General features: G+C 68.9%; 22 protein-coding genes and 1 pseudogene. 5 read left to right on the top strand and 18 right to left on the bottom strand.

Features of this window, described 5'->3' with window-relative positions:
• Positions 1-41: 41 nt before the first annotated feature.
• The 5 genes from ACYVPE_RS11660 to ACYVPE_RS11680 all read right to left on the bottom strand — a co-directional run bounded on the left by ACYVPE_RS11660 (position 42) and on the right by ACYVPE_RS11680 (position 4,521).
• Positions 42-506, bottom strand: a complete 465-nt coding sequence (locus ACYVPE_RS11660; RefSeq protein WP_461033424.1) for a single-stranded DNA-binding protein — start codon at positions 504-506, stop codon at positions 42-44.
• The gene (locus tag ACYVPE_RS11665; protein WP_461033425.1) at positions 506-766 is read right to left on the bottom strand and encodes a hypothetical protein; all 261 of its coding nucleotides are present in this window, start codon (positions 764-766) and stop codon (positions 506-508) included. The genes ACYVPE_RS11660 and ACYVPE_RS11665 overlap by 1 nt, the downstream gene beginning before the upstream one ends.
• A 17-nt stretch (positions 767-783) precedes the next feature.
• A complete protein-coding gene (locus ACYVPE_RS11670; RefSeq protein WP_461033426.1) occupies positions 784-1,293 on the bottom strand; it encodes a hypothetical protein in 510 nt (169 codons plus the stop codon).
• Between the two features lie 172 nt (positions 1,294-1,465).
• Positions 1,466-3,589, bottom strand: a complete 2,124-nt coding sequence (locus tag ACYVPE_RS11675; RefSeq protein ID WP_461033427.1) for a hypothetical protein — start codon at positions 3,587-3,589, stop codon at positions 1,466-1,468.
• An 89-nt stretch (positions 3,590-3,678) separates the two neighbouring features.
• Positions 3,679-4,521: a hypothetical protein gene (locus tag ACYVPE_RS11680; protein WP_461033428.1), complete on the bottom strand. Its 843-nt coding sequence runs from the start codon at positions 4,519-4,521 to the stop codon at positions 3,679-3,681.
• A gap of 109 nt (positions 4,522-4,630) precedes the next feature.
• Between ACYVPE_RS11680 and ACYVPE_RS11685 the strand changes: the two genes are divergently transcribed.
• Positions 4,631-4,903 (top strand): hypothetical protein, encoded by a 273-nt coding sequence (locus ACYVPE_RS11685; protein ID WP_461033429.1) that lies wholly within the window; start codon positions 4,631-4,633, stop codon positions 4,901-4,903.
• 442 nt (positions 4,904-5,345) lie between these two features.
• Here ACYVPE_RS11685 and ACYVPE_RS11690 read toward each other — a convergent pair whose 3' ends face one another.
• From ACYVPE_RS11690 to ACYVPE_RS11720, 7 genes are all read right to left on the bottom strand, one after another.
• The gene (locus ACYVPE_RS11690; RefSeq protein WP_461033430.1) at positions 5,346-5,681 is read right to left on the bottom strand and encodes a hypothetical protein; all 336 of its coding nucleotides are present in this window, start codon (positions 5,679-5,681) and stop codon (positions 5,346-5,348) included.
• On the bottom strand, positions 5,678-6,718 hold the full coding sequence (locus ACYVPE_RS11695; protein ID WP_461033431.1) for a DNA cytosine methyltransferase: 1,041 nt from the start codon (positions 6,716-6,718) through the stop codon (positions 5,678-5,680). The genes ACYVPE_RS11690 and ACYVPE_RS11695 overlap by 4 nt, the downstream gene beginning before the upstream one ends.
• On the bottom strand, positions 6,715-7,725 hold the full coding sequence (locus ACYVPE_RS11700; protein ID WP_461033489.1) for a conjugal transfer protein: 1,011 nt from the start codon (positions 7,723-7,725) through the stop codon (positions 6,715-6,717). Before ACYVPE_RS11700 ends, ACYVPE_RS11695 begins: the two co-directional genes overlap by 4 nt.
• A gap of 50 nt (positions 7,726-7,775) precedes the next feature.
• The gene (locus ACYVPE_RS11705) at positions 7,776-8,051 is read right to left on the bottom strand and encodes a hypothetical protein (RefSeq protein WP_461033432.1); all 276 of its coding nucleotides are present in this window, start codon (positions 8,049-8,051) and stop codon (positions 7,776-7,778) included.
• Positions 8,048-8,332, bottom strand: coding sequence for a hypothetical protein (locus ACYVPE_RS11710; RefSeq protein WP_461033490.1), 285 nt, complete (start codon positions 8,330-8,332; stop codon positions 8,048-8,050). Before ACYVPE_RS11710 ends, ACYVPE_RS11705 begins: the two co-directional genes overlap by 4 nt.
• Before the next feature lie 262 nt (positions 8,333-8,594).
• Positions 8,595-8,825, bottom strand: coding sequence for a hypothetical protein (locus ACYVPE_RS11715; protein ID WP_461033433.1), 231 nt, complete (start codon positions 8,823-8,825; stop codon positions 8,595-8,597).
• A 133-nt stretch (positions 8,826-8,958) separates the two neighbouring features.
• The gene (locus tag ACYVPE_RS11720) at positions 8,959-9,111 is read right to left on the bottom strand and encodes a hypothetical protein (RefSeq protein ID WP_461033434.1); all 153 of its coding nucleotides are present in this window, start codon (positions 9,109-9,111) and stop codon (positions 8,959-8,961) included.
• 443 nt (positions 9,112-9,554) lie between these two features.
• Between ACYVPE_RS11720 and ACYVPE_RS11725 the strand changes: the two genes are divergently transcribed.
• From ACYVPE_RS11725 to ACYVPE_RS11735, 3 genes are all read left to right on the top strand, one after another.
• The gene (locus ACYVPE_RS11725) at positions 9,555-9,902 is read left to right on the top strand and encodes a GntR family transcriptional regulator (protein WP_461033435.1); all 348 of its coding nucleotides are present in this window, start codon (positions 9,555-9,557) and stop codon (positions 9,900-9,902) included.
• A gap of 153 nt (positions 9,903-10,055) precedes the next feature.
• Positions 10,056-11,261, top strand: a complete 1,206-nt coding sequence (locus ACYVPE_RS11730) for an XRE family transcriptional regulator (protein WP_461033436.1) — start codon at positions 10,056-10,058, stop codon at positions 11,259-11,261.
• An 81-nt stretch (positions 11,262-11,342) separates the two neighbouring features.
• Entirely contained in the window at positions 11,343-12,476 is a 1,134-nt protein-coding gene (locus ACYVPE_RS11735) for an IS630 family transposase (protein WP_461033437.1), read from the top strand.
• A 3-nt stretch (positions 12,477-12,479) separates the two neighbouring features.
• Here the strand turns inward: ACYVPE_RS11735 and ACYVPE_RS11740 are convergent, their stop codons facing one another.
• Positions 12,480-12,950 (bottom strand): GNAT family N-acetyltransferase, encoded by a 471-nt coding sequence (locus tag ACYVPE_RS11740; RefSeq protein WP_461033438.1) that lies wholly within the window; start codon positions 12,948-12,950, stop codon positions 12,480-12,482.
• Between the two features lie 97 nt (positions 12,951-13,047).
• Positions 13,048-13,653: pseudogene (locus tag ACYVPE_RS11745) on the bottom strand (tyrosine-type recombinase/integrase); the annotation flags it as partial.
• A 780-nt stretch (positions 13,654-14,433) separates the two neighbouring features.
• Here ACYVPE_RS11745 and ACYVPE_RS11750 point away from each other — a divergent pair.
• The gene (locus ACYVPE_RS11750) at positions 14,434-15,669 is read left to right on the top strand and encodes a toll/interleukin-1 receptor domain-containing protein (RefSeq protein WP_461033439.1); all 1,236 of its coding nucleotides are present in this window, start codon (positions 14,434-14,436) and stop codon (positions 15,667-15,669) included.
• A gap of 17 nt (positions 15,670-15,686) precedes the next feature.
• Here the strand turns inward: ACYVPE_RS11750 and ACYVPE_RS11755 are convergent, their stop codons facing one another.
• The 4 genes from ACYVPE_RS11755 to ACYVPE_RS11770 are packed head-to-tail and all read right to left on the bottom strand — an operon-like array spanning position 15,687 to position 24,005.
• Positions 15,687-18,179, bottom strand: a complete 2,493-nt coding sequence (locus tag ACYVPE_RS11755; RefSeq protein WP_461033440.1) for an RNaseH domain-containing protein — start codon at positions 18,177-18,179, stop codon at positions 15,687-15,689.
• A complete protein-coding gene (locus ACYVPE_RS11760) occupies positions 18,173-21,442 on the bottom strand; it encodes a hypothetical protein (protein ID WP_461033441.1) in 3,270 nt (1,089 codons plus the stop codon). Before ACYVPE_RS11760 ends, ACYVPE_RS11755 begins: the two co-directional genes overlap by 7 nt.
• Entirely contained in the window at positions 21,439-22,596 is a 1,158-nt protein-coding gene (locus ACYVPE_RS11765) for a restriction endonuclease-related protein (RefSeq protein ID WP_461033442.1), read from the bottom strand. Before ACYVPE_RS11765 ends, ACYVPE_RS11760 begins: the two co-directional genes overlap by 4 nt.
• Entirely contained in the window at positions 22,593-24,005 is a 1,413-nt protein-coding gene (locus ACYVPE_RS11770) for a PD-(D/E)XK nuclease family protein (RefSeq protein ID WP_461033443.1), read from the bottom strand. The genes ACYVPE_RS11765 and ACYVPE_RS11770 overlap by 4 nt, the downstream gene beginning before the upstream one ends.
• Positions 24,006-24,329: the final 324 nt, after the last annotated feature.

The following is a 24,329-nucleotide window of genomic DNA, read 5'->3' on the forward strand; positions in this document are numbered from 1 at the left end:
GGCGGGCTGCATGTGGTGTGGAGCCGCCGCCCCGGGCGTGATCAGAACGGCGGCTTGTCGTCGTACGACGTGGAACCGCCCCCGGACGGGGCGGCGGTGTTCCAGGGGTCGTTGGACGAGGCGGCGGGCCGCTGGGTGTTCTTGGTGCGCTGGACGGTGGCGGTGGCGAACCGCAGCGACGGCCCGATGTCGTCCACCTCCAACGAGAGCATCGAGCGGTTCTCGCCCTGCTCGTTCTGCCAGTTGTGCTGACGCAGGCGGCCGGTGACCACCACGCGGGTCCCCTTCGCGAGGGAGCCGGCGGCGTTCTCGGCCAGGTCACGCCAGGCCGTGCAGCGCATGAACATCGCGGTCCCGTCCTTCCACTGCCCGGACGCCTTGTCGTAGGCACGGGGCGTGGAGGCGACGGTGAAGCGCAGCAGCGCCGCACCGGACGGGGTGTAGCGCAGTTCCGGGTCGTCGGTCAGGTTGCCGACCACGGTCATCGGGGTCTCTCCGGCAGACATCAGTGGGTTTCCTCTCCTGGGGTGAGTTCGCGGAGCGTGCGCCACGCGCCGCGGATGTAGTGGGTGATGGTGACGCGAGCGCCTTCCGCCACCCGGTGATGGGCGTGGCGGCGTGCCTGGGCGCGGTCTTGGGTGTGGAACGGCTGGCCGGTGGTGCCGTCAGGCCAGACCGTGAGGACCTGGTATCGGCTGCCGTTGTGCGTACGGTCGCCGCCCGAAGCGGCCCGGCGGTGCGAGGGGCGCGGCCTCCAGTAGCTCACGCGCGGAGTTCCTCCTGTCAGCGGTGGTTGACGGTGCCGTTGGCCTTGCCGAACAGCCCGTGCGCGTGGATGTTCTGGGTGATGTGGGTGGTGGGCTTCTGCTGCTCGGCATCGGCGGCGGCGGAGGGCTCGGTGCGGCTGAACGCGGCGCGCAGGAGCATCAGGGCAGCACTGATGGATCCGGCGCCGATGGCCAGGGCGATGGCGGCGGTCATGAGTCCTCCCGAGGCGGACGCGATCAGGCCGGAGCCGTAGCCGATGCCGGCGGTGGCCGCACCGAGCCCGCCGCCGCCGGCCGCCATCACGAGCGCGGTGTCCTTCGCTCGCCCCGATGCGCGGGTCTCGACCGGCGCGGCGGGGGCCGGGGCGGGGGTGTGTTGTTGGGCGAGCGCGAGCAGTAGGGCGGCCTGCTGCGGGGTGAGCGCCTGCCCGGTGGCGGGGTGGATGAGGGCCGCGTGGTGGGCCGTCGTGGGCGGGGTGTCGTCGCGGTAGAGGGTGATGTCGGGCGGGTTCGTCGCGCGGTTCATGGGGTTCTCCAGCCTGTTGTGTGGCCTGTAGCGCGATCTGTCTGTCGCCTGTCGTCTGTTGCCTGTCTGTAGCCTGTTGTGCCGCAGGTCAGAGGGGGATTTTCGGCGTTCGGCGACAGGCGGGCCCCGCCCGTGCCGGAGGGCTACAGGCGGGGCTTCAGGCCGCTGTCGGTCACTCCTGGGTGGGGTTGTCGGGGGTGCGCTGGCGGTGGACGTAGCGGGTCTTGCTGCCGCTGCCGACGCGTACGATCTCCCCGGTCTCGACCCACGCCTTGAGCCAGCCGTGGATGGTCGGCCGGGTGGTGCCGAACTTGGGCTTCAGCTCCCGCTCCAACGCGGACGCGCCGGTTCCTTGCGGCCCGGCGGCGAACAGCAGCGCCATCGCCGCCTGGCGGGCGTCGGACTGTTCGGACTGGGCGGTGTGCCGGTCGTGGTCGCTGACCCAGGCGCTCGGGTCGGACCAGTCGGTGTCGTCGTCCGCGCCGTCGTCGCTCTCGTTCCCGTCGGTGCGGGAGTCGGCGGCGGGGGCGTTGAACATGGCCTCCAGCTCGCTCACGGTCATGTTCGGTACGTCGGGGCGGCGGGGCTGGTCCCATGAGGCGGTGGCCTTCCACTCCCGCACCGGCCGCGCCCCCTCACCACCGCCGGCCGCGGTGGCGGCTTCGACGTGTTGACCCCAGAGGTGGCCGCAGCGCTCCAACGTCCATCGGTCGCGGTAGTCGCTGCCCGCGGCGTCGAGGGACGGAGCGTCCAGGGTGGGGCGGCGGGTGGCCGTGGCCGCGCACACGGCTTCGATCCCGCTGGGGGTGATCCGCTCCTGGCGGCCCTTCTCGGGCCCCTTGCCGTCCGTGCCGACGAGCAGGGAGCCGGGCCCGTCGAACGACTCCTCGACGCTGAGCGCGCGCCAGCCGAAGAAGTGCCCCAACTCGCTGTCCTCGGTGGCTCCCGTGCAGACCCGGTTGGACGCCATCTTGCGGACCATCGGGTCGGGCAACACGTCCTGCGTGACCCGCAGCGCGGACATCACGGCGCGAATCGCCATGGCGCGGGCGATCCGGATGACCTCGGAGACACCGGCCACGACCTGGCGTGCCTCGCGGGTGGCGGAGACCTCCGCGCCCTCATCCACCAGGATCACGATCTCCGGCAGCGTCGGACCGACCGGGAGCTTGTCGTCGTCCTCGGCCCGCATGTGTTCCTGGTAGGCGACCTTGCGGGCCTTGGCGATCCGCACCGCCGCCCGCAGCATCCGGGCCGCCTCCTTCGGAGTCGAGGCCACCCAGTCGACCCCCGGGGCGGGGATGTCCGCGCCCGACCACCGCGAACCCTCGGCACCGGTCTGCGCCTCGCGCCAGGCGTGCAGCCACGGAAGGGCCAGGCTGCCGCCGTTGAGGTCGATCACCCACACCAGCACGTCGTTGCACTGGTTCAGGCGGGCGATGAGGGTGTGTAGCCAGTTCGTCTTGCCGCTGCCGGTGGTGCCGGCCACGATCGTGGACGCTTGCCGCAGGTCGAGTTCCGCCCGCCCGCCGTCGCTGAGGAGCGCGAGCGGGAGCGGGTTGTTGACGGTGGTGACCTCCGCCATCTCCTCGATGGGGAAGGGGAGTTCCTGCCCCGCGAGGCTCTTGGTGGTGACCTTGATCAGCACCAGGCGGCGGGACATCCCCTCGCTCACGGCCACCCCGCAGCCGTTCGGCAGGTCGAGGTCGGCGGCCAGGGCTCCGGTGCGGTCGGCGATCGCCTTGCGGGTCACGCCGCCAGCGGGAAGCTTGATTTCGAGGGTGTAGCCCATGCCGGTGGACCAGTGCTCGATGCCGATGACCTCCACGCCCTCGATGTGGCAGACGCGGGCGATCCGATCGATCCAGTCGGCGGCCATCTGCCGGCGGGTGCCGATCGCCAGCAGCGTGGCGCGGCGGGACTGCTCTGTCACCTCGTGCCCGCCGACACCGGCCGCCAGCGTCCCGGCGAGGGTGCCGCCGACCGCGAGCACTCCGAGCGCGGTCAGCGAGGTCGGGCCGTCGCCCGCGAGGGCCCATGAGGACCAGGTGCCGGCGGCCAGGCAGCAGGCGCCCCGGAACGCGACCGTGGCGCGGGTCAACCGGCGCCGGATGCCGGTGACGGTGGTACCGAGCGCCCCGGCCGCACCGGCCGCCAACGCCCACCCGGCGGGCATGCCCGCGGCGGACGCCAGGGCGGTGGTGGTGAAGACGCCGGTGGTGGCGTTGATGGTGCCGGACACCACGCCGTGCCCGGCCGACCAGTCCACCCGAGGATCGTTCTTGTTGCTGGTCAAGACGCTGTGTCCCTTCCCGGGGAAGGCCACGACCCCCACCCCGGCAGGCGCGGGTGTGGGGGTCGCGGCGGTGTGGTTGGTGGGGTGGTTCAGACGTTCCACTTGCGCTCGGAGTCGACCCCGTTGCGCGGGTTCTCGCTCCGCTCGATGTCCTGCGCATGCACCCGCCGGTAGACGACGGGAACCTCGTCGAGGGCGGCGACGACACGGTTCATCGCGCGGAAGCCCTCGCCGATCTCCTCGACCACGCGCGGGTCGACCGGGAGCCGGTCGCGGGAGATCTCCGCGAGCACGCGCAGGGTCTCCTGCACCGTGCTGAAGGCGGTGGGAAGATCGTCGATCAGGGCCTGGAACTGGCTCATGTGCTCGGGGTCGAAGGTGGACGCGGCCTGCAACATCACGTCGGCCGCGTCCGACAGCCTCGTGAACGTCGTGTTCGTCTCGGACACGCTGGAGTCCTTCCTGGTGTTGGCCTTGCCGAGATCCACCCGCACCGCCCGGCCACCGGTACCGACCGGCGCCTTGGACCGCTGCCGGCGGTGGGGGTCGTTGACCGTGCCGGCGGGCACCGGCACCTCACGCGGCGTCTCCTCTCCGCGGATCGCCGCGTCCCGACGCTCACGAGCAGCGCGCGCACGGCCCGCCGCGCGGGCCCACACCGTGCGCATGTGGTGCCACGCCTTGCCGGGATGCCGCCAGTTCCACACCCCGGACAGCACGCCGACCGTGCCGGCCGCCAGCGCGGCGACGCCCATCCGCACCCGATGCCGAGCCGCCGACCGCCGCAGCGCGCGCTTCCGCAGGTCGACCGGCTTCTTGGGCTTGGCCAGCGGCTCGCCCGTCCTCGGGTCCAGACCGGCCGCCTTGCGTGCCTTGACCTGGCCCTTCGCGATCCGATCGGCCGCCCGCCGCTGGGCATTCGCCGACCACACCGGCGCCCGCGAGGTGTACCGGTCGACGGCCGCGTGACCCGCGCGAGAGAAGAGGCCACCCCCGCGCGGCTTGCTCGTTCGACGCTCGCGACGCGGCGGGGTGGCCTCTTTGGACAACGACACCCCGCCGCCGCCCGGCGAACGGCCCGGCCGCTCGACCGGCCGCGACGACGAGCCGCCGCCCGAACGGCCGCGGCCGGCGGGGGTGTTCCTGCTGCTCGAACTCGGAGAGCCAGAGGTACCGGTGCTGCGGCGGCCAGCGGCACGCGCCGCCGCCCCCAACACCCCGCCGCCGCTGCTCGGGGCGGCGTGCCGACCAGAGGTGCGGGTCGGCCGCGGCGGGGCGGTCGTGCCGAACGTCGTGTTCTGCGAGCGGGGTTGAGTCGGTGCCTGGCGGCGGCCGGGCAGCCACCCCACCGTGCCGGTCTGGCCGTGCCAGCGGCGGTCGCGACGGTTGCGGGCCGCGCGGCGGACCACCGCAGCACCCGCTATCGCCCCGGCGGCGACACCGGCCGCCGCCAGGCCGACCGGCCCGCCGACCGACAGCGCGCCAGCCGAGACCATGCCGAGCGTGTTCGCCCCCGCCGCGACCAGCGGCCGGCCGGGCAACGACCCCGCCACCGCGGCGGGGGTCGGGGGTGTGGCCGAATCAGGTGGGGGCGAGACCGCCTCGACCACCACCTGAGTGGTCGTATCCGTCATGCTGAAGTCCTCCAACAGGCTGAGTGGTTGGGGACCGGCACGGCCCGCGTGCCGCCAAGCCGAGCGGGCCGTGCCGGGGAGAAGAAAAGGTGCACCAGGCGCCGTCGCGGCGTCCCGGCCAGTTAGAGATCGAACAGCCCGCCCTGATCCGCGACGGGCGCCGTCGCAGCGGCCTTGCGGGCGCCGCGGCGGGCGTTGTCGTGGCAGTCCGGGCACCACGCCCGGAGCTGGGAGCGCTCGGCTCGCGCGGCGGCCAGACCGGTGAGGGTGGGGTCGGCGGGGGCGGCGATCAGCCGCACGGGGCCCCGGTGCTTGCTCGCGTGCTGGTCGTGCTCACGCGGGCACCGCCCCTGCCCCTTCTTGTGATCGTTGCCGCACTCACCCCGGCACTGGCACCGGTACCCCGCCGCCCGCATGACCGGGTGCCAGAGGTCGGCGTAGGCGATCGGCTCGCTCACGCCGCCTCCCGGCTGGTCTCGCGCGGGGTGGCGCGGTCGAGGAGGTGGGTGATGGCGGTGGCTCCCTGCTGCGGGACGACGCCGTTGCCCAGCGCCTTGAGCTGCTGGTTACGGCTCAGGCCGGGCACGTCGGTGACGTGGCCCTCGTCGAGGCCCATCAGCCACTCGACGAAGCGAGGGCTCAGGCGGGGGCGTCCGCCACGTCCGGGCTCAGTGGCAGCGGGAGCTGGCCGACCGAGGACGGCCTCCCAGCGGTGGACGGCGGCGGCGTAACGGCCCCAGTCCAGAACGCGTCCAGCAGCGTGCTCCCGGCCGCGTTCGTGGTCGGCTTCGGGTCCCGCCGGTTCGCTGTTCGGTTCCGGGTACCCCGGGAGTCCGCCACCGTCGGTGTGGGCAGCAACCGCGCTACCGCGGAGGGCAGCATCAAGTCCCCCGAGGAGCCGCGCTGGTTGGGGCCGCCCTTGCTGCCGTCCGTCGCCTGGGGCGTCGGCAGCAGGGCTTCCTCCAAACCGTCCTTCCCGCCGCGCTTCCAATCCCGGGCCCGCGGTGTCGGCAGGCCAGGCGAGGATCCACAGGCGCTCGCGGCGATGGGGAGCGCCGACATCCGACGCGCGGAGAGTGCGCCACTCCGCATCGAACCCGAGGCGGGCAAGATCGGAGAGCACTGCGTCGAATCCCCGTCGAAGGTGCCCTGAGACGTTCTCAAAGACCGCGAGCTTGGGTCGTAGAACGCCAAGGGCGGTGGCGATGTGCGGCCAGATGTGCCGGTCATCGGCGGTTCCCTTCCTCAAGCCCGCGTCGCTGAACGGCTGGCACGGATACCCGCCCACCGCCACGTCGACCGGCGGAACCTCCGTCCAGTCCACGCTGGTGATGTCGCCCAGGTTCGGCACCTCGGGCCAGTGGTGCGCCAGGATCGCCGCCGCGCCCGGGTCGGGGTCGGCCACCCACACCATCTCGCCGCCGAACACCTCGGTCACGGCCATGTCCAACCCGCCGTAACCACTGCACACCGAGCCGACTCGCAGGCCGGTCACGTCGGCACCCCTGCCTCGGGGTGTTCGTCGCGGGTGGTGCCGACGACTTCGCGGCGCAGAGCGGTGGCGTCCCGCCGGGTCAGACCCAGTTCCACGCGGAGCGTGTCGATGGTCACCGGGCGTCCGGTGTCCTTGACGTGCTGGCGGTTCAGGCGCCGGGCGGCCTGTCGAAGCTGCCCCGGGGTAGGGGTGTCGCTGGGGTGGTCCCTCTCGCGGTCATCCGCATGACCATCCTGGTGACCGGGCTCGGGCGCCTCGGGAATCGTGACCGTGACCGCCTTCCGGGCCGGTGGCGCGGCGGCCACCGTGAGCGCGGGGGCGGTCATCTCGGTGACCGGCGGCATGACCGCCGGGATGACCGCCGGCAGGACCGGATCGGACGGGGCGGGCTCAACCGCTACGTCCTCCGGTTCGGCCGGGGCCGGCTGAGGCGGTGCGGTGAACATGGCGGCCAGAGCGGAGTCGGCACCCGACTGGAGTCGGGTCCGCTGGATCTCCAGCAGTCCGGCGGCCAGGGTCGGGTCGTGCCGACCGACCTTCCGGGCCAACCGCCAGGAACGCCGCTGGGACGCCTTCCGCTTGCGCTCATCGGGGTGCGAGGTGGCGCGGGCGTGGTGGTAGGCGAGTTCCTGCACGACCGCCGCCGCGCGCGCTTCGGCCTCGATGTCCCGGCCGGACTGGTGCACCACGATCCGCCGGGCCAGGAACGCCATGCCCTCAGCCGAGACCGTCATGCCCATCGGCGTGACCGCGTAGATGACCATCTGCCCCGGTTCATCGGCGGCCGTGACCGCCATCGCCGCCGCGGCGGCGGGCAGAAGCCACAACCCCACCCGCACCACCGCCGGGGAGGACTGTCCCAACAGCGTCAACCCGAGCAACACCAACGCCAGAACAGCGGTGGCACCCTCACCGGCCGAGACCGCACCAACAGCCGTGCCCGCGCCGTACGCGGACTCGATGTTGGTGTAGGTGCCGATCCCGCCCATCACCCCGGTCGCCAGCATGGGCACGAACGCCAGGCCCAGAACGATCTTCTGCACCTTGCTCAGCCGCTTCACCGCGCGCCACCGCTCTTCTCGGTCTGCCAGCAGAACGGCGGGAGAGACTGGGCGCGCTGGTAGACCTCGATGGCCGCGCCATCGCTGCCCGGCATCGGGTAGACGCGGGGCCGGGTGAGCGAGGCGTACAGGCGGGCGCCGTGGTGGACGCAGGCCAGCACGGACCTGCCGCTCCGATCCACGATCCGCACCACGTCCCCCGCACCCTCGCAGCCCGTGGGGTCATCCGGATGAGCCGCCGCGCAGCGACCCATCAAACGCGGCTCGCTCATGCGGTCACCGCCCGCTTGCCGCGGCGCACGGCCTGGCGCGGCAGCACCGGGGCGAACAGGTCGGCGGCGTGCTCCTCGATCGCCAGCGCGGCGATGTGGGACACGCGGTCGATCAGGTCGGGGTCGTCGGCGAGGATGTCGCGGCCGGCGTCCAGCCGCGCGGCCCGCTCCTCGGGGCTCTCGTCCTCGACACCCAGCCACAGTTCCAGCGGGGTGCCCAGGGCCAGTTCGATGAACTCGTCTCCGTCGCGTGCCTCATGGACGCCGACGAACGTTCTCATGCTCATTGCGGGGGTTCCTGTTCTCTCGACGTGAACGGAAAGGCCCCGGGGGCGGCGGGCTGCATGTGGTGTGGAGCCGCCGCCCCCGGGGTGGGAGAAGGGAAGTCGAAGGGCCCCGCCCGGTGCTGCAACACCGGGCGGGGCGGGTGGCCCGCGAGGGAGCAACACGCTCGCGAGCGGGAAGAGGTGCGGAGTTCTGACACCTCCCCTTCACCGCCCCCCCTGCGGCGCGGGGCGCTTGGGTGGGCGGATCAGGCAAGCGTCAGACCGTGAGGGGGTCGAGGGTGAAGTAGATGGGGTTCGCCCGGGCCATGCTGGGGTCCTGGTCGGTGATCTGGTCGCGCAGGTAGGTGTAGATCTCCTTGCGGTGCGTCCCCGGGCTGACGGCGAGTTCCCCGATGTAGCTGGCCTGCGAGCGGCCGGGGAGTTCCAGGGTCAGGATGTAGAAGTGGGTCATCTGGCGCTGCTGGCCGTTGTTCTCGGTGTTCGACACGCTGTCTCCTCATCACCGGGCCGGGCGGACTGTCCGGCCGTCCGCGCCTCCCCCGCGACCACGCTGGTCGAGGGGGAGGCACAGGCGGCCGTCAGGCGGCGATGGCGGCGGCGATGGCGATCCAGCCCTTGTGTCAGGACTGGTCCAGCGCGTAGCCGGCGGCGGGGTCGCGCTTGAGCCATCCGGCGTGGCCGGTGGCGGCGGCCAGCTTGACGAGGCCCTTGGGGTTCTCGTCGAGCCAGTGGCCGCCGTGCCGGTCGGCGTAGTAGTGCGTGGCGGCCGACACGGCCAGCGCCGCGGCGGCGCCTCGGTATGTCGGCGTCGCATGAGTCCTCCGGACGTACGGACGGGCTTCACCGGACGCCGCTTGCTGGCGGCGGCCGGTCCCGAGCCCTCGTGATCGGGCGCGCCATCGAATCCGCTCTGGCGCGACAGCGGGGCGACCGCGCTGGGTGGCACCTCGAACAGTGAGGTGTTCTCCAGAGCCAGCACGTACAGACACCGCCGACGAACATCACCCGGTCGTCACGGGGACGGGACTCTCAACCCGCCTCTTGCTCACTATTCAGTTCTCAAGAAACCGCAGGTCACGAACGGTCGGAGCGCGCGGCGTAGCCGCCTTCTCCGGGGCCGTCCGGCCTGAAGTGAAACTAGCATGCACTAGCTCACACTAGTGCGTCAACTGGACGCCAGCACGAACTAGCGCGCGATGGTGAGTAGGCTCGAAGCATGAGCCTCGCCACCGATGACCCCCGGCCGAAGGCCGTGCAGATCGCCGATCAGCTTCGGAACGAGATTGGGGAAGGGAAGAAGTACGGCCCCGGCGCCAAGCTGCCGACGCGCAAGGACCTTGCCGCGCGCTTCGATGTGGCCTCGCAGACCGTGCAGAACGGCCTAGACATCCTGCGCGCAGAAGGACTGATCTTCTCCGCAGGAAATCGCGGCGTATTCGTCTCGAAAGGCGAGCCTGAAGGCGAAGACATCCGCAACGAGATCATCGAAATGCGCTCCCAGATCCAATCCCTGACCGAACGATTGGAAGCGCTCGAAGAACGCCCCCCATCCGGTGATGCATGACCTACAACCACCATGCCCGGGAAGGGACTTGGGAATAAGTGACATGACGGGGGCGGCGCCTTGGGGACAGGGGGACACGACGTGTCCCCCTGAGTCCCTTGACTGTCCCCCCACCCAAGGGCCCAGACTCGCATGGGCACCCGAGGAGGGCTGATGAGCGACGAACGTCCAGACTGGGCACGACGGATCGTGGCCGAACGGCAGGCGCGCCAGTGGACCCAGCTCCAGGCGGTGCAGGCGCTACGCGCGCACGCGCCGTCCGAGCTGCCGAGCGACGACAGCATGGTCCGGCAGTGGAAGCGCTGGGAAGCGGGCATGCTGCCAGGGGACTTCTACGGCCCGATCATCGCCGCGACATTCGGCACGGTCACACACGCGATATTCCCTGCCCCGAGTCATCGAGATGGCAACTCGGAAATCATCGCGGCTACCGGCATGGAAACGCTCGAAATCCTCAACCGCCTGAACCGGTCGGACGTGGATGAGGCCACACTCAACGCGCTCCGGATCACGGCAGACCGGCTGTGCTCCGAGTATCCGTACATGCCCAGTGAACAGCTCCTGTTCGAGGGCAGGCAGTGGATGCGGCGGGTGGTCGAACTCCACAACAAGAGCCTCACGCTGGCCCAACATAGGGAGGTTCTGGCGCTGTCCGGCTGGCTCGCGCTGCTCGTTGGCTGCGTCGAGTACGACACCGGGAATCGCCACGGCGCCGAAGCCACCCGCCGGGCGGCGCTCTCGTTGGCGACAGAGGCCGGTCACACCGAGGTGGCCGGGTGGGCTCACGAGATGAAGGCGTGGTTCGCGCTCACCACCGGCGACTACCGGGGGGTCGTCGCCGCGTCCCGGGCCGGAGCGGAGATCGCCCCCACGCACGGCGTGGCGGTGCAGCTCGCTGGCCAGGAGGCGAAAGCGTGGGCTCGGCTCGGGGACCGCCGACAGATGGAGGTGGCCCTCGACAAGGGGCGGCGGTTGCTCGAAGGTATGCCGCACCCGGACAACCTTGACCACCACTTCGTCGTCGACCCGGCGAAGTTCGACTTCTACGCCATGGACTGCTACCGGCTGGCCGGTGAGGACCGCCTCGCGCGCACGCTCGCTGACGAGGTTCTGCGGGCGGGGACCGACTTCGACGGCACCGAGCGCATGCCCATGCGGAACGCGGAAGCACGGGTCACGCTGGGCGTCGCGGCGGCGCGTGAGGGAGACGTGGAGCAGGCGGTCATCCACGGTGAGCGGGCGCTGGTCGGCGACAGGCAGTCGGTGCCGTCGCTCATCATGACCAGCCGAGAGCTTGCGGCGGTGCTGCGGAACGACTTCAGCGACGCTCCGGCCGCTCAGGACTACCTAGTGCCGTAGCAGGCAACGTTTGCCCTGTTGTGATGTGACGCGCCGCCCGGGGTCCTTCGCCGGATGGCGGGCGGCGGTCACCGTGTGCGGGTGGCGGAACGAGTTCACGTGCGCGAGATCGATGATGACGAGGGCCGGCGGCTGCTGCGGATCATCCGCCGGGGCAGCGGATCGGTGGTGACCTGGCGACGGGCCCAGATGGTCCTGCTGTCCGCGCAGGGCATGCCCGTGGCGAAGATCGCAGAAGTGTCGTTCACCAGCGACGACCGGGTCCGAGATGTGATCCACAACTTCAACGCCGACGGCTTCGACTCGCTGTATCCGAAGTACTCCGGCGGGCGGCCGAAGACGTTCACGTTGCCCGAGCGGCGCGAGATCAAGAAGATCGCGAAGTCCAAGCCGACCGAGCACGACCTGCCCTTTTCCACCTGGAGTCTGACCAAGCTGGCGGACTTCCTGGTCGCCGAGGGGGTGGTCGACGACATCAGCCACGAGGGCCTGCGCATCCTGCTCCGCGAGGAAGGCGTCTCGTTTCAACGGCTGAAGACCTGGAAGACCTCCCGTGACCCCGACTACGCGGCCAAGAAGGCGAGGGTCGAGCACCTCTACGCGATCGCCGACGGCGAGGTCATATCCGAGGAGGGTGAGCCTGAAGTCGTCTTCTGCATGGATGAGTTCGGGCCGCTCAACCTGATGCCGCACCCCGGCCGGCAGTGGGCCGAGCGTGGGGGCAAACACAAGGACCCCGACCGCGAACCCCGCCGCAGGCGGCGGGCGACCTACAACCGCTACGGCGGAGTACGGCACCTGTTCGCCGCCCTGGACCTGGCCAAGGACAAGCTCTACGGCCACATCAAGCCCATCAAGAAGCGCACTCAGTTCCTGGAGTTCTGCCGCTACCTGCGCACCCTCCATCCGCCCCAGGTCCGTATCGCGATCGTCTGTGACAACTTCTCCCCGCACCTGACCACGAGGAAATGCCAGCGAGTCGGCACCTGGGCCGCGGCGAACAACGTCGAGATCGCCTACACGCCGACGAACTCCTCCTGGCTCAACCGCATCGAGGCCCAGTTCACCGCTCTGCGCTACTTCACCCTCGACGGCACCGACCACGCCACCCACAAGGAACAGGGCAGCATGATCCGCCGCTACATCATCTGGCGGAACCGTCACGCCGACGACCGGCGCCTACACGCCGTCGTCAGCAGGGCAAACGTCGCCTGATGCTCAATCGAGTTTCTTGCGCATCTTCACCGAGGTCGTCTCGTAGCCGAGCGACTCGTAAAGGCCACGCGCGCCGGTGTTGAACCCGAAGACGCTGAGCCCCAGGGTATGAGCGCCCTGTGCCCGGGCGTATTCCTCGCCGAGGAGCATGGCCATTCGGCCCAGGCCCCGACCACGCTTGTCGGCGTCGATCACGATGTCCCAGATCCACCAGGCACCGGCGTCGTCGCTCCTGTCCGGTCCGATCCACAGGTAACCGACGGCTACCCCAGCATCATCGACCACGTCGAAGACCACGTGCTCCGGGGTCGGTATCCCGGACGGAAAGGAGCGAGCCATGCTCTCGTCCGCATGCCGGTAGGCGTCCTCGGACGTCTGCCCCAAAGCAACGAGATCCTTGGCGTACTCGGCTCGACTGCGTTCCAGCCAGGCAGAGAAGTGTCGGGCGACCAGGGGGCGGAGGGTCACAGGCACCGGCCCAGCCTCCCACACCGCCGACGCCTCAGCCGTGGTACCCCTGCTCAGGTGTCACGGCACATCACCAACAGGGCCAACGTTGCCTGACACGGCACTAGCACACCTGCGTGACCTCGGGCGCGACAAGCCCGGTTTCCTGCCCCAGTAGCCGGCGCCCGCGTGTGCCATCACCTGACTCTGCGGCGAGTCTCAGTCGTAGTCTCATTTGCCTGACCGTCCGAAGGCGTCCGCCGCCGTCCATCAACGTTCGGGAAGCGCACTGACCAGCAGCGGAGCCCGGCGCGCGGACGCCACCGGACGCCAGCGGAACGAGATCGGACAACTCGTAATGCGTAGGTCGAGGGTTCGATTCCCTCAGGCGGCTCTCGAAGAAGCCCAGGTCAACGACGTTACTGTCGGGGGCCTGGGATTTTTCCGTAGCAGTAGCGCCCCACAGCGCCTGTCCCATGCGCCGCGCGGCCTCCTCGGCGAGCGGCGTCGCGATGTGCGTGTAGAGGGTCGTGGCGCGGAGATCGGAGTGCCCGAGGATCTCCATCACTATGCGGACGTCGACGCCGTACTCCAGCAACAGCGTCGCCGAGGTGTGCCGCCCGTCGTGCACCCAGGCGTCCCGGACCCCGGCGGCTTGGAGCAGTTCCTGCCAGTCCTGCCAGTCGTCCCGAGGATCGACGGGACGGCCGTCAGGCTGGCAGAACACGAGATCGTGCTCCGCCCAGGCGCCGCCCGCCCAGGCGCCGCCCGTCCGGGCCCGTTGCCGCTGTTACTGGGCGCGGTGCGCTTGGAGGACGGGGACCAACTCCTCAGGCAGCGAGACGGTTCGCCTGCTCCTGCGTCGAGTTGCTCGTGTTCGTGGCTGATGACCGGTGGCCGGTCTGGTCTCAGTGCCGTGCAGCCGTGGGTGACGATTGGTACTCTTCGTCCAGGGATGGGCTGGTAGTTCCACGCTCCGCCCTCGATCAGCGGGCCGGCCTTGACCTCCCAGCCGGTTTCCGCCTGGATCTCTTGTCTCCAACGCAGCCTTCGTGCTGATATCTGCCGGAGGGGCAACATCCGGACCGCCGATTTCCAGACGATCGCCGGGCAATTCCCCCTCATCGCGCTCGTTTCTCAGCAGCAGCACGGGATCCTGGGCGTCAAGAGCGATGCCCTTCACGGAGACGGGACAGAGCGGCGGCGTGTACGTCATGACGATCCTCGTTCTGCGGCATGCGACCCGGGCTTTTGGGAACGTAGTACGCCCCACCCGGCCCGCCCCGTTGGTCTGGGAGAACTTCGACACCCACCTCGTCGCCGAACGCGCCGCTCTACGGCCTCCGAACGCAGCCCGGTCGAAGGCGCCCGGACGCTCGTCCGGCTCACTGCGGCGAAGTCATGTAGAAAAGCTGACAAATGCCTGGCAGTTGATCGGAAGTGGCCTATGAGGCGGCGAAGGCGTGCCTAGTGTGGCACTGCAGCAGTGAGGCTTCGAAAGGGCGCATCAGTGGATTCACAGAACCATGTCCGTGTCGATCTCACCCTTGTGCAGGAGGGTGGTAGGAGGATGGATTCGGGACCGAACGGTGTCAGTATCGGTTCGGTTCGTTTGCGGGACTGGCAGATAGACCGCATCGACACGCCTGGGGACATGTTCAGTGGGTATGACGCCCACTTCATCAAGATCAATTACGAGCTGGAGCTGGAGCCCGGCTGTCCAGGGATGCCCTGGTTCGAAATTGCCTTCGATTTCGTTCCCGGAGGGGAAGGGGATTACGTCACCGTCATCGACGCGCTCCCTCGTTCCGGAACGTTCGCGAACGCCCCTAGGCCCTATGTGCTCAACCGATTCCTGAACTTCGTTCCGGGCGAGGAGGGCGCGTCCACGCACGCGCTTCTTCCAGCTTCCACGGACCGGGTTGACATGTTCGGCATCGGCGGTCAGAGCGTGCGGTGGCGGCATGTCGCCCTCGGCGAAGCCGGTGTTCTTCCCGGCTCGTACGCTGCCTGGGTCGTCCTGCTCGTGTCCGCCGGACAGCTTGAACAGCACGTGGAATTCTCCGCTCGGTACGACCTCGACGTCGGTCCCGATGTCGCATATCGGCCCATGCCGTCGCCGGCCAACTTCTGCCTGAGTCTCTCCGTCCCGCCGGAAGCCTCGAGAGTCGTCACCCCCTCACTCTCCGCCGCGGTCTCGGAACGAGATGTGGAATACCACCCCTCCCTGTTCATCTGCTACGCGCACGACTCCCCTCGGCACAAGGAGTACGCTCGGCAGTTCGCCAATCTCCTTGTCGCCAACGGTGTCGACGCGCACATGGACCAGTGGTACGTCACTCGCCGTAAGAACTGGGCGATTTGGGCACGTGACCTCATCAATCGGGTCGATTTCGTCACCGTCCTCGCCTCCCCCGTCTGCCGTATGGCGTTCGACGGCGAACTCAAGGGCTCCGATAATCCAGGCATCCGGAGCGAGTCCGCGCTCATCATGGAGAAGCTCCACGCGGACCGTGACGTGTGGACGGCCAAAGTGCTGCCAGTCGTCCTGCCTCACGAGTTGGTGGAAAACATCCCCGACATGTTGCAGAGATGGACGGCGGATCATTACGACGTCAGGAAACTGACCCTCGAGGGCATCGACGAACTCCTGCGAGCGATGACCGGAGTCGCCCGGTACGGCCGGCCACCGCTCGGAGAGTTCCCGCCGCTCGCCTCCAAGCCACTGAACGGTACCGAGCTCTGACTGGTGGTGCAGGGCCGTCAGGTCTCCTCCCCCGAGACCCGATAGTCGGGATGGTCCTCGTCGATGACGGTCGCGATGTGCAGCGGGACGGGCATCTGTGTGCGGTCGTCCCAGGAGATGGACTGCTCGCAAAGGCTCGCCGTGAGTCCCGCCAGCTGCTCCGGGGCCCATGATCCCGGGCTCACCACCACGATCTCTTTACCCGTGTACGAATGCCAGGGCACGGCGAGTTGGGAGGTGAGCCAGGCCGGCAGGGTCCATCGTGTGTAGAGAGCACCCCGATCGCCACCCTTGGCCTTGATCGAGGCTGATCGGCCGGCGAAGAGCCAACTGGGTCGGTCGCTGTCCGTGAGCCGGTACACCTTCCGGTCGGGTGCGGCGGGTTTGCGCACATCGCTCGGCATATTTGCCTTCTCCCTGCGTGTGACGGGGCGTCCGATCTCGCTGATCTCGGTGTTCAGGCGGACGATCGCGATATCGGCGCCCTTGTCTCGCAGGGCGTCCGCGGGAAGTGGGCCGGCGCCCAGTTGTGTGTTCTGCAGCCCGGGCCAGATGGTCCTGGTCTCCTGTGTGTCGACGAGGATCACCATGGGTGTGCTGTCGGGCTTCAGAGCGAGCAGTTCGCCGAGTCGTCTCTCGACCACCTGACGCGTCAGCGCCGCTTTCTCTCCGGTGCGGCCGAAGCGGGTGGTTCCGATGGCACAGGCGTGGAAGTCCGCCACGCCCTGACCCGCGCGGGCCCACGCCTGCCGTCGGTCGCTGTAGATCAGCAGCTGGCAGTTCGCGAGCTCGTCCGGGTCGACGTACAGCGCCACCATGGTGAGGACCAGGGGTGTACCGGCCCCCCCGGTCTGCTGCCTGCGGGCGTGGATGCCCACCAACAGGGTTTTTCGGGTGAGCCCATGGCGTCGTCCGCCTGCGGCCACAGCCTCCAGAAGACGGTCGTCCAGGACTCCGGCGGCCCTCAGCAGGTCCCGCAGGGCAGAGCGGGCGGCATGCTTCTTGGTCTCGTGGCTGTTTGGGGTGGCTTCCGTCGGGAGAACGGTGGGCTCGGTGGCGAGGAACTGTGTCGGTATCCCCAGATGGCCCAGCAACCGTCTCAGGTGCGGTTTGGCATCGAGTTCGGGCCGCGGGGCGTCGGGGTGGTACTCCGTCTCCAGCCATGCGGCGACCAAACGGTCTTCGTCGACGGGCAGATCAAGTAGCGCGAGGGAGGCCGCGCGGTTCACGGTGTCGTGGGCGAGCAGGTCCGGGCAGTAGCGGCTGATGACGTCCAGGCGGTCGTTGATGAGAGTGGGGGACTTGCCTTCCAACGGCGTCACCGGCCGGCCCGTCAACTCCGTGAGTTCGGCGAGCATGCGCTCGCGCCCCTGGGGTGTGCTATAGACGCAGGCGAGCGTGACCCGACGGAAGCCGCTCGGCCCAATTGCGGCAGGCAGGAGACCTTCAGCCGCATAGCTCGTGACGCGGCGAGCCAGTCTGATCCGTTTGTCGACTTCGTAGGACAGGGGCACGAGCAAGGGCAAGGTTCGCACGATGTGTTCGTGCAGCCGCAGCATGAACCGCGGTCCGGGGCCACTTCCCAGAGCGTGGAACCGGGCGCTCGCCAGCTGGGGCCTGATCGACCCCGGCACGCGCGGGAGTTCGTGGGGGATCTCAAGCGCCGACAGCTGGCACGCCTCCAGGATCTTCGCGATGGCGGGATCGAGATAGCTGCGCCACTCGCCGGTCTCCTTGTCCGGGTGGCGCCGGAGCGGGAGCCTCAGGATCGGTGCGTCGTCCTCGCCCCGGTCGATCCACACGCTCTTGGCCCAGTCCCCCTGTGGCGAGATCCTGGACAAGTGAGCATCGAAGCAGAGGATCGGGTCCTCGATGCCGACCCGGCTGGTCAGCCGCGCGGTCACCCTGTGCATGCTGAAGGCCTTGCCACCACGGTTGACGATGAGGTCGTCCGGGTCCCAGGCCACCAGTGATCCGTCGGTGTCCATCGTCAGGACGACGGGGGGCCGATCATCCACCCGGAGTGGAGCGGCGGCCAACTGCCGCATCACCTGCCACTCGGCCGTGCGGAACACCCAGCCCGGCATGACCGGCACCTGCCCCGGGCGATACCTCACGAAGTCAGCGAAGCAGCGCGCTTGTTCCGGGTTGGGCAGCAGCCCGGCGAGGACGGCTGCCCCCTTCCCATCGCGAATGTGTGCCTCCCAGGCCTGCACTGCGACCCTCAGTCGGCTGTCGAAGGCCGTGTCGCTGGTGAGCAGCAGCATTCGGTTGCCTGTGCGCTGTTCCTCCTCGGCGAGGTCGTGTTCCCCGAACAGCTTGACGGGCTGGCCGGTGGCGGCGACGAGCCCCGTGGCCAGGGCGGAGTAGCGTGGCCGGCGCTGGCGCTCGTGTTTCGGCAGGCTCTCCCAAGCCGCTTCGAACTCCTTGGTGAGGGGGTAGGCCGTCGTGGTGCCCAACAGGGCGTCCATGTCCTGTCGCCGGACGCGGTAGGCAAGTGTGATCAGCACGGGATGCCTCCCTCGATGGGCCGCTCCGCGTACTTCAGGAAGGCTTCGAGCGTCGTGCCGTAGTACTTCTGCATGGCGGGCAGCACTCCGTCGTTCCGCCATCTTTCCCGCAACTTGAGGATGAGGGTGGCGAGATCGGTGCCGCCCTCGGCGTTGAGGAAGGCGCCGTCCACCAGATGCAGCGTCGCGTCGGTACCGCCACGCCGGGCCCGGCCGATGAGTTGGACGGCTCCGTTGATGATCTCGGCGACCACGCCTAACTTGACATCGAGGGGCTGGGCCTGGAAGTGGGGCGGACAGCGAATGATCTCGTCGAGGTAGCGGCCGGCCAGCCGTCGGCGTTCGGCCAGCAGGGCCTGTGGGTCACTGGACGGACCTCGATGCTCGGCCAGTGCTCTCGACTGAATGTGCGCGACGAGTTCCTCGGGTTCATCGATCAGCGGGATGGGCCGAACGATTAACCACACCGACCCCAGTGCGGACTTGTCTCCCTCCCCAATGATGTTCACGCCTCGCTGCACCCTGGCGAGCGGGGCGATAAGGATGTCGGCACCGTGGACGGCGGGGAAGCCCTCCAGCCGGTCGGCCGGCAATTCCCGCCATCGGCCCATGTCGACGGCCGTCTCCTGATCTTCCGCGAAGACACCCGGTCGCACCGCCAAGCAGATGCGTGTGGAGTCGACTCCGGCCGTGGATAGTCCTTCCGCCACATCCCGTGCCGCCTCGTAGGACGTGGTGGCGAGGAGGACTCGATCCCGGCCACGCTCCTCGGATCTCAGCCGTTCAAGCTCGGGCCGGAGGTGGCTGTCCCACATGGCTGCGGCGATCCGCTGAATCGCCGCCGCACGCGTGGTTCCGTCCAGCCCGGAGATCCGACGCGGCCGATCGCGTTCGTCGTTGACAGGCGCGGACAGGATCCGCACAGCATTTCGTTTGTCGTCCGCGACCCACCACTTCGGCGTCGTGTGGACGTGATGGTGGGGTGCACCCGGGAAGTAGGAGGTGGCGGACATCCCGAGTACGATGCGGCGAACCCCGGCGTGTGCCAGGGCGGTGACGTCGCCGAGTCCCACGGTGTAGGTGTGCGGATCGCCGCCGAACGCCGCAGTCGACAGACGAGTGGGTTCGCCGCCCGTGTCGTCGTAGTACTCGGTGAACGCGAAGAGGAGCCGCCCCAGAGGGCCGGTCGGCGTGACGCGCCAACGGCCGTACGTCCCCAGCGCGTCCGCGATCTCCTGGGCGGATTCGACCCCGATGTCCACCAGTTGGGCGTTGTTGGTCATTAGCTGGTGCAGGAAGCGCCGGATGCGTTCGAGGATGGCGCGCCGCAGTATCCGATTGATGACCGTGGCCCGGTGCTCCTCGGGCACGTCTTCGACTAGCTCCTCCAGGGCGACGCGTGCCGCAGGCAGGGACAGACCGCTGGACCCGCCGGTAACCACCGATGCGAGGTGTCGCCGTGCGGCCTCGAAGGTTTCGGGCTCGTCACCGTGGGGCGACGTCTCGTCGAGAAACAGTGAGCGGAACATCTGCAGCTGCTTGGCGCCGACCTCCTCGCTGTCGAGGCCGAACAGCCTGGCGGTCAGCCAGTTGTCCCAGCGCTGGGGCACCATCCAATATCGCCCCGGCCCGCGCGGCCGCCGCTTCTTGGCCGGCGCTGTGGCACCGAGCCGTTCGTAGGTCAAATGACTCACGTAGGTCTCGGACAGGTACCGAAGGGTGAAGTAGGCGTCGCGGACGCTGGCGTCGACCTCGTCCTGGAGCCGGCCGAACGTCGCCGCGAAGTCCTGGTCGAACTTGCGCAGGGGAGTGTTGGTCCGTCCGGCGTGGTCGAGGACCAGATTGCGGCCCGCGTGCTCGACCGCCGTACTCTGAAAGACGTCCACCTCGTCTATGACGAGGATCGGACAACGTCGCAATAGCAGTTCCTCAACGGTCAGCCGATCGTCCCCGCCGAAGCCGTCCTCCACCGGTGTCTGGAGGACTCCCAGCAGGAGATTCGCGTGGGAGGTGACGATGATGTCCGCTGTGCATGCTTCCCGTGCGGCCCGGTAGCGTCCACAAGTGGTCCGCCAAGGACAGGCGACCGTGTTGTTCTTTTTGCGCCCCCTGGATTGCTTGCGTAGCTTCGAGCACGGCTCGCTGCCCGGCTGCCACCGGTCGACCGCCTCGTCAGAGCCCGCCACTGCGGCGAGTGCGCAGCCGTAGCCGAATCGGCTCCAGATCCAGTCCGCGTCCGGGCCGTTCTCAGTTGCCCGAGCCGCCGCGGTCGTGGCCACCTTGATGAGCGCCCGGGGTGAGACCAGTGGTACGACGCCGCCCTTCGACTCCACCTCGCTCCATTCCAGGGCGCGTTCGATTCCGTGGACGGCCCGGACGACGTCGGCGTTGGTCGGCAGGACGAAGGCCACAGGGATACCACGGCGGACGGCCCAGCAGGCAAAGGTTTCGATGAGGACGACGGACTTCCCGAAACCGGTGTACGCGAGGAGTTCATTGAGACTGCCGGCGGTCAGGTCCAGTCCCTTGACGGACTCGTTCCTGCGGCTGCGGATCTGGCTTTCGAATCGGTCGACCGCCTTCTGGCGGTGGGAGCTTCTGCCCCGTTCCCGCTCGCCCTGGTCGATCAGTGCCGCGATCTCCTTCAACTCGCTGAAGGGAACCCAGCACTCGAGGAGGGCGGGGGCGTCGCGGACTTCCGGGATCGTGTGCCCGGCGTCGAGGTGGTGGGGCCCGATCTCGTATTGAAAGTCGACGAACATCTGCTGGCGACCATCCGGCCTGGGCACCCGGGTCGTGGTCGTGTACGGACCGGCTTCGGCTGTAGCGAGCACGCGGGTTTTCGCCCGGTGCAGTTCGTCGAGTTCACGCAGAGAGCCGTCCACGAAGGCAGGCAGCGGCATTCCGGGGTCGATGGCGATGCGGAAGGGGCCTTCCTTTTCGTCGTCGACCGGGCTGCAGCCGGCGAGTTGGCCGCTACGCAGTAGATGGTCGAGGATCAAGCCGGCCGCCCGCGCGTTGGCCAGCTGGTTCGGGCGTCGGCGCAGCAGTCTGGTGAACCGGCGCGCATCTCCCTGGGAGAGGTCGCGCCAGCCGGTCCAGTCCGCTATATGGCCGTCCAAGACGTAGAGCACATCATCACGGGTGGTCATACGCTTGAACCCGCCGTCGTCCTCGATGGGGAAGAAGCTGGCTGCCAGGCCGATCGCGGCTCCCATGATGTGGGGGAGCGCTTTCTCGGACCCGCGTGGAGAGGTGCTCATACCGTCCTCAGCGCTCGACGTACTTCGGTGTGGAACTTCGTCTCCGTGGTGACTTGAAGAGCGGGCAGGGCGGTCTTGAGGGTCTCCAGTTGATATTCGTGCGTCTTCGGGAGGAGGATCCGGGCGCGGGGCGGTTCCGACCGGAGTGCCGCAATCAGCTGGTGCCCGGAGCGGTACTCCTTGAGATCCACCCTGAACTCCCTGTCGCCGGCCCGTACATGCAGGTCGTAGCGGTCAAGCTCGGGCCAGAGCTCGACCGTGGCGCCGAGTTCTTCGAGCCTTCGCTTGACCCTGAGCTCGCTCACCCCGGGTACCACGACGAACCGCCAGACTCCGAAGTCCAGGCAGCGGGCATCGGCCGCCGGCCGAGCCACCGGCTTGGCCAAGCGTGGCCGCCCTTCGTCGACCCTTTTCAGTGCGGGCCGGGAGGTCGCAGTCCTGCCCTCTGCCAGATGGAAGACGGCCGCGTGGGGACGATATCGGCATCGCACGGTCGTACCCGTGACCTCCATCGGCCAGTCGCAGACCACGCAGGGCCACCACCACGTCTCGCCGCCGGGTGGGCGATGGAGATGATCGGCGGGGATCTCGGTGTATCCCCTTGGCGGAGGGCGCACTCCGGTCTGGCTGATCAGGTCACGCAGCTCGGAAAGGGACCCGGCGGGGTGCTCGATGAGGAAGCGTCGCGAAGCGACGTAGGCATCCTGGCCATTGCCTTCGATCAGCGTCGTGAAGGTGTTGCGACGAATCTCGTCAGAGCGCATCCTGGTCCAACTCGGCATCCACTGCGTGGAGTCGGAAGGGCCGCCGACCGGAAGCGCGTATTCGGATGCCAGGTCGTAGGCGTCCGGGGTGAGTTGGTCGTTTCTGTCGAGGAGCACGACCCGCCCGATCTCCTCGTCCATGCCTGCGGCAAGGGCCGGAAGCCGGTCAAGGGGCTGCCGTAGACAGGCGATGAGATCGACCGGGGTCGTCGGGCCGCGACCGGGACCATGGGCCTCCATGACAACACCGGTCATCCGCGCGACCTCCAGCATGGCGTTGGGCCGCTCCCGCCAGACTGTCCAGGCGTAGGACGCGCGTAGGGCAGCGGCCACTACACGGCGCGCGCGCTCGGTCGGGTCGTCACTTGTCCCGGTCAGCCACTGCGTCACGAGTCAGTCCTCTCCGAGGCGTCGGGGCACCACCGGGTGAAGGGACAGTCCCCACATGCCTTGCCCGCCTTGGTCGGAAAACGGGTGTCGGCGTGCCATGCGGAGACGTGCTCCTTCAGAACGCGCTGCGCCTGGGCGACCACGTCCGGGGCGGCAATGTCGACTTCGGTCAGAACCGGGCCGCTGCCGGCCAGCCGCTCCAGCTCCACCCGGCAATGCCCGCCTCCTGGTAACACTCCCGCCCGGGCAAGCACCACGGCCAGGGCCAGTTGCGGGTACCGCTCCAGCAGGTCTCCTTCGCTCAGCGCCCTGGCGGTTTTCGTCTCACGCAGGGTCCAGCGGTCGGCTACGCGGTAGAGGAGATCGGTCTTGGCAATGACGACGACGTCCGCGTCAGGGTCGTATACGACGGCCGTCCGTTCCGGATGAACCTCGGCGTCCGCAGTTCGGTCCCGCAGCGGGCATACGAGGGCGTGGTCACCGATCATCTGGATGCCGAGCCGGGCTTGAGTGCCGGTCACCTTCCATCCGGCGCACTCCCACGCCTCCGGTGAATCGGGGATGTCGGCCGGAGTGCAGGGCTGCTGCGGTGTTCGACGATGCAGGTTCTCGATCCACGCATGTACGGCCTGACCTCGTACGACCGCCTCGTTGTTCTCGGCCGAGCCCTCTCTCGGCAGGAACAGATCCTCCAGGTGGACACGGGCCGGACACTGACGGTAGGAGCGTCCTGTCGACATCGACCAGGACCGGCGGGGCATGTCGGTGGAGCTGATTTTGAGAAGGCCTGGACGAGATGGCACCTCGGGACAGGAGTCCACGATGTCGCACCTGCCGCAGTCCTGCCCCGGACGGTACGAGCCACCGGCGATCACCTTGCCGATGTCCGCCTCGACGTCGGTGTCGTAGCGGGCGTACGCCTCGTCGGGGGTTCCCTCGAAGAGGATTTGGTGGGATGCGTCAACGCAGCCAACCTCCACGAGGCGCACCAGACGAGCGTGTGCGAATCTCCCGAGCTTGAGTTGGCTCCTGCTCCACCGGGAACTCAGCACCGGGCTTCCGCCCGCCAGGACCCCCACGGCTATCGCGATCTCCACCTCGTCCGGGGGCCTGTCGTGCACCGATCCCGTTCGTATGACGCGTAGTTCGCGGACGCCGTGCCCGGCATAGCGCCGGTCGGTCACCATCTCCTCGTATACGTCGGGGTCGCCGGGATTCAGCGAGCCCCGCTGCCGGGCCCACACGCGCGACACAGGTTCGAGCTGTTCGCCGTGCGGCACCGAAGGCGGCGCCGGAATGTCGGCAGCCGCGGCGAGGTAGTTGCCGAGGGCGTGCTCGGTCCACCGGGCGAGCGCGGGATGGAGGGGGCGTTTGGGTGCTGCTCTCCATCTGGACAAGGCGTCTTCCACGGGCAGCTGCTCGAACTCAATGAGATCAAGTACGTCGTGCAGCGGGCCGAGCGCCCATCCGGTCAGGGTATGAGCGGATGTGGTGGATCGGTGAGGGCGGGGCGCGTCGGGGCGAATCTTCGTCGCCAGCCGGTGAGGGCATCGCCGTTCGCGGTGTCGAACGTCAGCTGGGCGGAGTCGTACAAGGCGGCCCTCTTCGGGCGCCGCGTCGGTGGCACGTGAACTATTCACGGTCATTCCCCCTTGGGAAACTTCGGAAGGCCTCATGCGTTCGGAATTCACACTTCCCTCCCCCGATCGGCTTGCCATAACATACCCTTCTCT

It is taken from the genome of Streptomyces mayteni, assembly GCF_054783955.1.